Here is a 9960-nt window from a genome sequence, read left to right as displayed (position 1 = left end):
GCGGACCCGGTGAAGCAGGAACCCGCTGAACAGACCGCACCATCTGGTGAGGCTGCGTAGGAATCCTCCGTGTTCACGCGGGGGAGGAAGTCAATGCCGGATGAGCTGCGGAGCCTGCTCATCGACTCGCTGCACTGGTGGATGGCGCTGCTGAGTGAGGCTGAGGACCGACCTGCAGCCGGAGCCGATGACGCAGTATTCGGGGCCTGCCGGGTGCTGGTCCGACATCGCTACGGGAGGTGGCTGTCCAAGGTCGACGCAGGGCGCCAGCTACTCTCGGCAGGCTACCGGCCGGTCGCGGTGATCGAGCAGTCGATTGCCGCACGGTCCGGTGAGCCCCCGCCGTCAGGCCGGCAAGCACGGGCTTTTCAGGAAGCCGTTCTGAAAGAGATCCTGACTGCGACCTAACTGCTTCGTCGAATGCCATCCTCCTCTGTCTGCCGAGGTAGCGTCCATCTGCCCTTGGCTCAAGTGACCGCTGGTCTCGAATACACGACGTCGATGTCCGGCTCTGGGGCACCTTCGCCTACGTCGAGGCCACTCTCACCGACGGGACAGCGCTACCGCTGATGCGGTTGCCTTACCTGGGTTCGGCCCGCATCTGGGGCTTTGCGATCTATCTGGCCAGCAACGGCAAGTATCAGGACTCGGTCCTGCCGAGTTGCAATCCCACCGGCGCCCCCGGAGAGGCTCTCGACTGTGCCTGCGGGCTTTACCTCGCCGACCCCACCGCGTGGAAACAACCCCCGACGAACTTCTGACCAGGACCACTAAGGACCGAGTGGTTGTCCGGGCGGCTTCGGTGCATTCAGGGAGAAGCCGACGCCGACCATCCGGATCGCGAAACACACTGCGGCAGCGCCGAGGAGTGCGGCTGTTCCGCCGAAACCGAGGGAGTACGCGGTCGCGAACCCGAGCGCGCCGATCAAAGCAGGAATCGCGTAGAGCTCGCTGGTCAGGACCGTGGGAATTCGACGCACCATGACATCGCGGATGGTTCCACCGCCCACCGCGGTGATCGTACCGACGAGGACCGCCTGGAGGATCCCGAAGTCGAGGGCCAGAGCCTTGGCTGCGCCGAGGACCGCGAACACGCTCAGGCCGATGGCATCGAGAACCGTGATGGGGAGAGCGAGGCGGTCCAGTACCCGACTCAGGGCGAACGCAATCAACCCACCTGCTGCCGCCACCGCGAGATAACGCCAGTCCAGGAACGTGGCCGGCGGTAACGCGTCGAGGAGGATGTCCCGGATCACCCCGCCACCCAGTGCGGTGAACATGCCCAGCGTGATCACGCCGACGATGTCGAGCCGTGCCGCGCGGACCGCGGTCAACGCGCCGTTGAGTGCGAAGACGAACGTGCCGGTCAGATCGAGAACGAACAGCAGCGTCGATTCGGTGGGCATTCTCGACTGTCTACCGGATGTGGCAGGTTTTCACCCGCCCGACAGCCGGTAGAACCGGAAGAAACTGAAATCCTCGATCGGGAGGACATCCATCCGGGTGAAGCCGGCCTCCTGCGCATACTTCCGCAGGGTGGCGGGACGCATGACGGTGCCCGTCCCTACGCTCGGTTGCCGGCTCATCCCGTCGGGGAGGCAGAACATCAAGCTGTAGCCGTACATGAGTCGCTCGACCTCGTTTCCCGGCGCGGTGAACTCCTCTCCGACGGCCTCGTCCATCACGATCACCGCACCGCCCGGCACGAGCGCGCGGCGTGCTGCCGCGAGCACCTGCACCGGCTGCGGCATATCGTGAATGCACTCGAATGCGAACACCGCCTGGAAGGCCACCTCCGGTAGCCCGGACGCATCCACTTCGGCAATCGTGATCCGCTGTGCCACATCTTGTTCCGATTCCACATTCGAACGAGCGAGCTCGACCGTGGCCGGGTCGATGTCGAATCCGTGCAACATGGAGTCCGGATAGGCGCGGGCAAGCGCGATGGTGGACCATCCACCACCGCAACCGATGTCGGCGATCACAGCCCCAGGTGTGCGGAGCAGGTCGTCGACTTCGGGTACCGATTGCAGCGCCCCGGGCAACGCCAGCTCGAACCACGGCCGGTTCACATCGGCCTGCGACTCCCGTGCATCGCTTCCGTAGTGCGCCCAGCCGACCCCACCTCCGGTGCGATACGCCTCGAGCAGCGCAGGCATCTGCATCGCGCCTCCGGTCAGGATGCGAGGCAGCGGAGTCAGATACGCCAGGCTTCGCTCGTCGGTGAGCACTTCCGCGCCGGCGGGCGACAGGGTGAAGCACGGAGGATCGTCGTGGTCGACGGAGAGCAACCCGGTCACCGCCTGCTGTTCGAGCCACTCGCGTGCATACCGCGGATGGGTTCCGGTGCGGGTGGCGAGCTCGTCGGCGGTGGCGGGACCATCGGAGGCGAGACTGCGGTACCAGCCGAGCCGGTCGCCGAGATAGATGGAGAACACGTCGATCGCGCCGAGGGTGGCATCGACGATGCGCTGCGCGTAGGCGTCGACCGAGTTCGTATCGGCGACAGAAGTCGAAGGTTGTTCGGGAATCGCGGTGGACATGGCTGTCATCTCCGTAGAGGAGAACGAATGGTGTCTACCATCGTGGCCCTCGACCCTGCAGGTGTCACCGGTCGTTTGCCGTTCGAATCATTTTCGCACCGAGCCGCGCTACCGTGTTCAGGCATGAGCGCTTCGTCGAACGCAGCCAGTGGCGTACTCGAGAAACTCTCCGAGGTGCGTGCCGGCCTCGAGGACCTCTACCGCGACCTACACGCGAACCCGGAACTGTCGCACCAGGAACACGAGACCGCGAAGAAGGTGGCCGACCGACTCCGGGTCACCGGATACGAGGTGTTCCCAGGCATCGGCGGCACCGGCGTGGTCGGGGTGCTCCGCAATGGGGACGGCCCGACGGTCCTGCTACGTGCAGACATGGACGCGCTGCCGGTGAAGGAAGCGACAGGCCTCCCCTACGCCAGCGCCGTGCGTACCGCCGACGGCGACGGCAACGACGTCCCCGTGATGCACGCGTGCGGACACGATGTGCACGTCACGGCGCTGCTCGGGGCGGCGGATCTGCTTCGGCAGGGTTTACCGCACTGGCAGGGCACGCTTGTGGCGCTCTTCCAACCGGCAGAGGAAACCGGCGACGGTGCCCGCACGATGGTCGACGACGGACTCGCTGACCTGCTGACCGACGTCGACGTCGACGTCGCGCTCGCTCAGCACGTCCTTCCGGCACCGGCCGGCCACGTCGGCACCAGAACCGGTGCGGTCCTGTCCGCTGCCGACAGCATGCGCATCACCGTGTACGGACGCGGGGCGCACGGTTCGATGCCGCAGGCCGCGGTCGATCCCGTGGTGCTCGCCGCGATGATCATCGTGCGTCTCCAGACCGTCGTGTCGCGGGAGACCGCGCCCGGCGAATCGGCTGTTCTCACCGTGGGAAGTGTCCACGCAGGCAGCAAGGGCAACGTGATCCCCGACAGCGCGGTGCTGCAGCTCAACATGCGTACCTACGACGAGGGCACCCGCGAGGAGATGCTGCGCGCGATCCGCAGGATCGTCACCGCCGAATGTCAGGCCTCGGATTCGCCGAGAGATCCCGAATTCGAACTCTACGAACGTTTTCCGCTGACCGACAACGACAGTGAGGTCACCGGCAGGGTGGCCGACGCGTTCGGGGAGTTCTTCGGTGACCGGTACCGCGAAATGCCTCAGCAGACGGCCAGCGAAGACTTCAGCGACATTCCGAACGCGCTCGGCGTGCCGTATACCTACTGGGGCATCGGCGGTATCGACCCGTCGACCTATCAGAACGCCGTGCAGCAGGGCCGTGTCGCACAGGACATCCCGGTCAACCACTCACCGGCGTTCGCGCCGGTCGTGCAGCCCACACTCGACACCGGAGTAGAGGCGCTCGTCGTCGCCGCACTCGCCTGGCTCGCGAAGGACTGATCCGCTCAGGCTCGGTTCGTTGCCGACGTCACCAGGTCGACGAACGCACGCCCGGCTTTCGACAGCGACGCGGGATCGAATACCAGGCCGAATGTGCGGGTGAAATTCGGCTCGCCGGGCCGGACCACCGCGATGTCACGAACCGACTCCGCGAGCGACCGCTCCACGAGCGAGCCGCCGAGGCCCGCCAATACCATCGGCAGGCGCGCCTCGCGGTGGCTGGCGAGTACTGCAATGTGAGGCCGGTTACCTTCCTGGCGCATCGCGTGGTCGAACTCGTCGCTCAAGGTTCCGCCTCCGCGAGGCACGAACACCATGGGGATCGCGGGCATCGCCGACAGCGTGATCGGACCCGACGGCAGCTCGGTACCCGGCGGGTACGCGAGCCAGTACTCCTGCTCCCCCAGCTCGATGACCTCGAGTCCGAGCCCGCCCTCGAGAGGGAGATGTGCGACCACGAACTCGCAGTGTCCGTCGCGGATCACCGAAGCCGAATCACGCTCGTTGCGGAGGTCGCCGAAGCGCACCGTCGCCTTCGGGTGCGCGCGCCGGAACTGGGCGATCAGATCGAGAATCGGGCCGGTCGCGAGTGCAGGGAACACCATCAGGTCGAGGCGGCCCGTGACCTCGGCAGAACTCGAGGTCAGCAATTCCTCGACCCCGCCCACATCACGCAGGATCTGACGGCTCGGGCCGATGAGGGAACGTCCGGCTGCGGTCAGGACCATGCCCCGGCCGATGCGGTGGAACAGCTGCACCCCGAGCTCGCGTTCGAGACTGCGCAGGGCCTGTGACACCGTCGGTTGTGCAACGCCGAGCGCGGCCGCAGCACCGTTGATGCCGTCGTTCTCGACGACTGCGAGGAAGTACTCGATCTGACGGAATTCCATGTGTCTACGCTCCCGGTTTCGTGCCGGTTGCCGCCGAGATGAATGCGGCCGCCGCCGGCGACGGCTCTCCGGCCCGCAGAACGAGCCCGACCGGGCGGCTCAGCGGCGGATCGAGCGGCAGGACGACGGCACCGGGAATCTGCTGTTCCGCGACTCGGCGCGGCACCACGGTCGCGCCGGTACCGCGCATCACGAACCCCCAGATGGCGGTCGGGTGAGCACAGTCGATGACGACATTGTCTGCGCCGAGCAACTCACCGGTCTTCGCGGCGTCTGCAGGTGACCCCAGGTCGATGACCAGGGGCACCTTGCGGACGAGTTCGCGTGGCACCGGGTCGGGAAGCCCGACGGCGAGGTCGGGATGCAAGGCGAGGACCATCTCCTGCTCCAGGAGGGGGACGGTGATCATGCCCGCATGCTCGACCGACAGATCGGTCACCCCGATCTCGGCCTCACCGCGGCGCAGTGCGGAGTGCACCCCGGCCGGGCCCTCGGCGTCGGAGATCGACACGACGATGGCCGGATGGCGGGCACGGAACCGTCGGACGAGTTCGACGACGGGATGGATGGAGAACGCCGAGAAGGTGACGATGTCGACGCGACCGGACTCGAGTTCGCGGACCGCGGCGACCTTGCTCTTCGCGCGGTCGACGTCGGCGAGGATGCGGCGCGCCGCCACCTCGAGTGTCCGGCCGTCGTCGGTCAGGGTGAGGCGTCGACCGGTGCGGTCGAACAAGGTCGTACCCAGCCGTCGTTCGAGTGTGCGGATGGCCTGCGACAGCGATGGCTGTGAGATGTAGAGTGCCTGCGCGGCTTTCGTGATTCCACCGTGGTCGATGACAGCCACGAAGTAGGTCACAAGGTGCAGGTCCACCCATTCATATTAGGTGGTTGGTGTTCTGCTGTGTTCGGCGGTGCGCTCGCGCGCTCCGCCGAACACCCGGCCTGCTCGCGTTACCTACGCGCCCGTCCAGACGGGAGCACGCTTCTCGGCGAATGCCTTGGCGCCTTCCTGGGCGTCGGACGACGCGAACACCGGGTCGATGAACTTGCGCTGTGCGGCGAAAGCGTCGGGGTCGGTGTACTTCGCGGACATCGCCACGACCTGCTTGGTGGCCTTCACCGCGAGCGGACCGTTCGCAGCGACACGTGCAGCGAGTTCCCTGGCGACGGTGAGTGCTTCGCCGGGTTCGGTGATCCGGTTGACGAGGCCGTGCTGGAACGCGACCTCGGCGGTGAGCGGGTCGCCGGTGATGGCCATCTCCATGGCCAGTGGGTAAGGCAGGATCTTCGGCAGCCGCAGCAGACCACCGGCTGCGGCGGCAAGTCCGCGCTTGACCTCGGGGATGCCGAACTTCGCTTCGCGCGACGCGACGATCAGGTCTGCGGACAGTGCGAGTTCGCAGCCGCCGGCGAGTGCCCAGCCTTCGACCGCGGCGATCAGGGGCTTGGTGGGCGGAGCCTCGGTGATGCCACCGAAACCGCGGCCGGGGATCGACGGGCGTTCTCCGCGCGAGAAGGCCTTCAGATCCATGCCGGCGCAAAATGTTCCACCGGCGCCGGTGAGGATGCCGATGGTCAGGTCGGGGCGCGCCTCGAATTCGTCGATCGCGGCGGCGAGTGCCTCGGACACTTCGAGGGTGACGGCGTTCTTGGCCTCGGGGCGATTGAGGGTGAAGACGGCGACACCGTCGGCGAACTCGGTGAGAACAACGCTCATTTCAGTTTTCCTTCGTATTCCGGTCGACAGCGGGGGTAGCGAGACTCCAGCGAGCGGGAGTTCCACCATCCGAACGTATTACATCTCGGTCGGCGAGAACGATCAGGTGTGCCTGGGTTTCGCGAACGGCGAGCCGCAACAGACGCGGGTCCATCGCGTCGATAGGCCGCGACCACGTGATACGCGTCGTGATCTCCCACGCCGTCGACTGGGGGTCCGCGCCGACGGCCGAGCGGATCTCGTCGAGACGCTCGTCATGGTGTGCCATCAGCTGCCGAGCGCGATCGGCGACGCCGCGGAACCGGTACTCGTGGGCGGGCAGCACCTCGCAGTCGGGTAATGCGGTGGTGGCGTGCAGCGACAACAGGTACCGGTGTAACGGGGAGTCGAGTTCGCCCGGGCCCGACGAGATGTTGGGGCTGATGCGCGGGAGCATGTGGTCGCCGCTGAACAGTAGGTCGTTGTCGCGGTCCACGAAGGCGAGATGGCCCGGTGTGTGTCCGGGCGTCCACACCGCTTCGATGTTCCATCCGGGGAGGTCGAGGCGGTCGCCGCCCTCGAGGACGACGTCGGCGGAGGTGCCGGGAGGGAACCGGACGAGATCGAATCGGGGTGCTTCGACGACGTCGTCCGGAGCACCGAGGTCGGTCAGGTCCACCCGCCACGCCTCGACGTCGGCTGCCACATCGGCATGCGTGAAGTGCCCGAGTGCCGTTGCCTCGGCGGCGTGCATTGCGATCGCGGCGCCCGTGGTCTCGCGGAGTCGCGGTGCGAGACCGAAGTGGTCGGGGTGCAGGTGGGTGATCGCGGCATATCGCACGTCGGTGATGTGGTGGCCGGTCTGCGCGACACCGTCGACGAGGGCCTGCCAGGATTCCTCGGTGTCCATACCCAGGTCGATCAAGGCCAGTCCGGTGTCGAGGGCGAGCGCGTAGCTCAGCACGTAACGCAGTGGGTTGTGCGGCATCGGGACGGGAATCGACCACAGTCCGGGCCGGACCTCCTCGACGGGAGGTAGTCGTTTGGCTGCCCAGGCCTCGCGCTGGGCGACGCCGACGTCTTCGGTGATGATCATGATGTCGATCCCTCCCGGCTTCCGAGGGTGTCGCGCAGGGTGCGCTTGAGGATCTTTCCGCTCGCATTGCGCGGTAGTTCGCCGACGATGTGGATGCGTTGCGGCTTCTTGTACGAGGCAAGCCGCTCGGTCGTGAACGCGACGAGTTCGGCTTCCGTCGGGCGCGGCGCGCCGTCGACGAGTCGGACGACGGCGGTGACGGCTTCGCCCCAGCGTTCGTCGGGCAGGCCGACCACCGCCACCTCTGCGACGGCGGGATGTTCGGCGAGTACTGCTTCGACCTCGACGGGGTAGACGTTCTCCCCACCGGTGATGATCATGTCTTTCACGCGGTCGGTGACGAACAGGTAGCCTTCCTCGTCGATGTGCCCGGCGTCGCCGGTGCGCAGGAACCCGTCGGCGGTGTAGAGGGTGGCGGTCTCGGCGTCGCGCCGCCAGTAACCCGAGACGTTGTTGCGTGACCGCGAGACGATCTCCCCGGTGGCGCCTTGAGGCAGGGGTTCGCTGGTGATGATGTCGCGGATCTGCACCTCGGTACCCGGCAGCGGTGTCCCCGCGGAGCGCAGCAGGTAGGTGCGTGTTCCGTGCGGGTCGTGATCGTCGGCGCGGAGTGCGGTGAGCGCGCCCATCGTCTCGGTCATCCCGTACCGCTGCACGAGGCGGCAGCCCAGAGTGTCCATTGTGCGCGCGAGCATCGTCGGAGTGATCGGTGACGCCCCGTATGCGACCACCTTCAGGCTCGACAGATCGTAGTCGGCGAGGTCGGGCAGCTCGAGGATCATGCCGATCGCGGAGGGCACGAGAAATGCGTGGGTGACGCCGTACTCGGCGATCGTTGCCGCCACCAGCGCGGGGCGCATCTCGCCGAGCAGCACCAGATGCAGACCCGCAGACAGACAGGTGCTGGTCCACCCGGAACCGGCAATGTGGAACAGGGGCAGGGCATTCAACGACACCGAATCGTCCTCGAACTCGTAGAGCTCGAAGTTCTCCTGCACGTTGTAAAGGTTGCGATGCACGGCAACAACACCTTTGGGCTTCCCTGTGGTGCCCGAGGTGTAGAGCTGCAGGACCGCGGTCTCGGGATCATCGCCCAGGCCCGGATCGGTGGCGTCACCGGAGGCGACCAGCTCGTCCCAGCTGCGGGCACCGTCGAGGGCTGCTTCACCGACAACGATGATGCGCACGTCCGGGAGGGCGGCGGCGACCGCGCGGGCGGCCTCGGTGAAGTCCGCCTCGACGATGAGCACACCGAGCTGCGCGTCCGCCGCGATCCACGCGATCTCATCGGGGTTGAGCCGCCAGTTGATGGGGGTGAAGACGAACCCGGCCTTCGCGCAACCGACGAACGCCGCCGCGCCGGGCAGACCCATGCGGAGCAGTGCACCGACCCGGCCGGGTGATGTCGCCAGGGTGGTCAGTGCTGTGGCCACCTTGTTGGTGTACGAGTCGAACTCTGCGTAGGTGAGGGTTGTGCCTTCGGCCGTGACCGCAGGTGCCGACGGCTGGGAGACCGCCAGCTGCCGGATGCGGTTGGGAAGGTGCAGTTCGCTCACAAGACACTCCTGATCGACGTCTGTCCGCGCGGACTACGGGTCCGGGGAATCCCAGTCGATCACGGGTGTTACGACGACGACAAAGTCCTGCGGCCGCATCCAGCGATAGGGCAAACCTATGTGCTTCGGGAGGTAGCGTCGGGTTCACCGACGACAGACGCGACGAGGCTGTGCACAGCGTGGGCGAGCCGCTCGGTCTGGCCGGCCCGGATGTGTTGCAGGATCACATCGGGGTTCAGTGCACCGAGGAGCACCCGGCCGAGGACAGTGGCGTCGACGTCCGGTCGTGCTTCTGTCAGCAGCGACGCGATGTGTCGCGCCCAGAACACGTTGATCTCGTCTTCCTGTGCGTCGCTTGTGGAATTGCCGTACGCGATCATGAGCTCGACGTTGTCGACGATGAGCTGGAACATCGCGTCGAAATAGGCCAGGAGGCGGTCGGGTGCGGGTGCCCCCGGGCCGAGGGGTGGCTCACCGTCGGTCACGGCGTCGCGCAGGGTCAGGGCGCGCTCGCGCACGAGTTCTCGCATCAAGCCCGCACGGCTTCCGAAGCGGTGGAAGATCGTGCCTTTGCCGACGCCGGCTGCTGCCGCGATCTGGTCGATCGACACGTGTTCGGAGCCGTGGGCGGCCAGAAGGGCGTCGGTGGTGTCGAGGATCGCGCGACGATTGCGCGCCGCGTCGCTCCGCTCCTTCTTCGAGGGTCGATCCGGCATCGAAAAGCCTTCCGTTGACAAGTGGACTGTCGGTCCATATCGTCGGTTACGCGTCGAACTGG

At 66.6% G+C, this 9960-nt stretch carries 11 protein-coding genes; 3 read left to right on the top strand and 8 right to left on the bottom strand.

Going from position 1 to position 9960, the window contains the following annotated elements; genetic code table 11:
* Positions 1-93: 93 nt before the first annotated feature.
* Together ACFWB0_RS09230 and ACFWB0_RS09225 are read left to right on the top strand one after the other, a co-directional pair.
* Positions 94-408, top strand: a complete 315-nt coding sequence (locus ACFWB0_RS09230; RefSeq protein WP_378490134.1) for a hypothetical protein — start codon at positions 94-96, stop codon at positions 406-408.
* A 161-nt stretch (positions 409-569) separates the two neighbouring features.
* A complete protein-coding gene (locus ACFWB0_RS09225) occupies positions 570-761 on the top strand; it encodes a hypothetical protein (RefSeq protein WP_378490133.1) in 192 nt (63 codons plus the stop codon).
* A gap of 9 nt (positions 762-770) precedes the next feature.
* Here the strand turns inward: ACFWB0_RS09225 and ACFWB0_RS09220 are convergent, their stop codons facing one another.
* Complete coding sequence (locus ACFWB0_RS09220; protein WP_378490132.1) at positions 771-1406, bottom strand: trimeric intracellular cation channel family protein; 636 nt, start codon at positions 1404-1406, stop codon at positions 771-773.
* Positions 1407-1436: 30 nt separating this feature from the next.
* Positions 1437-2543, bottom strand: a complete 1107-nt coding sequence (locus ACFWB0_RS09215) for a class I SAM-dependent methyltransferase (protein ID WP_378490143.1) — start codon at positions 2541-2543, stop codon at positions 1437-1439.
* A gap of 123 nt (positions 2544-2666) precedes the next feature.
* Here ACFWB0_RS09215 and ACFWB0_RS09210 point away from each other — a divergent pair, with 123 nt between their 5' ends.
* Positions 2667-3941 carry an amidohydrolase gene (locus ACFWB0_RS09210; RefSeq protein ID WP_378490131.1) on the top strand — a complete coding sequence of 425 codons (1275 nt, stop codon included), beginning with the start codon at positions 2667-2669 and terminating at the stop codon, positions 3939-3941.
* Positions 3942-3946: 5 nt separating this feature from the next.
* Here the strand turns inward: ACFWB0_RS09210 and ACFWB0_RS09205 are convergent, their stop codons facing one another.
* From ACFWB0_RS09205 to ACFWB0_RS09180, 6 genes are all read right to left on the bottom strand, one after another.
* Entirely contained in the window at positions 3947-4831 is an 885-nt protein-coding gene (locus ACFWB0_RS09205) for a LysR family transcriptional regulator (RefSeq protein WP_378490130.1), read from the bottom strand.
* Between the two features lie 4 nt (positions 4832-4835).
* Positions 4836-5705, bottom strand: coding sequence for a LysR family transcriptional regulator (locus ACFWB0_RS09200; RefSeq protein ID WP_378490129.1), 870 nt, complete (start codon positions 5703-5705; stop codon positions 4836-4838).
* A gap of 84 nt (positions 5706-5789) precedes the next feature.
* Positions 5790-6551 (bottom strand): crotonase/enoyl-CoA hydratase family protein, encoded by a 762-nt coding sequence (locus ACFWB0_RS09195; protein WP_378490128.1) that lies wholly within the window; start codon positions 6549-6551, stop codon positions 5790-5792.
* A gap of 1 nt (position 6552) precedes the next feature.
* Entirely contained in the window at positions 6553-7626 is a 1074-nt protein-coding gene (locus tag ACFWB0_RS09190; RefSeq protein WP_378490127.1) for an MBL fold metallo-hydrolase, read from the bottom strand.
* A complete protein-coding gene (locus tag ACFWB0_RS09185; RefSeq protein WP_378490126.1) occupies positions 7623-9182 on the bottom strand; it encodes a long-chain-fatty-acid--CoA ligase in 1560 nt (519 codons plus the stop codon). The genes ACFWB0_RS09190 and ACFWB0_RS09185 overlap by 4 nt, the downstream gene beginning before the upstream one ends.
* 116 nt (positions 9183-9298) lie before the next feature.
* Positions 9299-9898, bottom strand: coding sequence for a TetR/AcrR family transcriptional regulator (locus ACFWB0_RS09180; protein WP_378490125.1), 600 nt, complete (start codon positions 9896-9898; stop codon positions 9299-9301).
* Positions 9899-9960: the final 62 nt, after the last annotated feature.

Origin of the sequence: Rhodococcus sp. NPDC060086 (genome assembly GCF_042730275.1) — a bacterium.
In the GTDB taxonomy this organism is placed as follows: Bacteria; Actinomycetota; Actinomycetes; order Mycobacteriales; family Mycobacteriaceae; genus Rhodococcus.
This window is presented reverse-complemented; position numbering and strand designations above follow the sequence as displayed.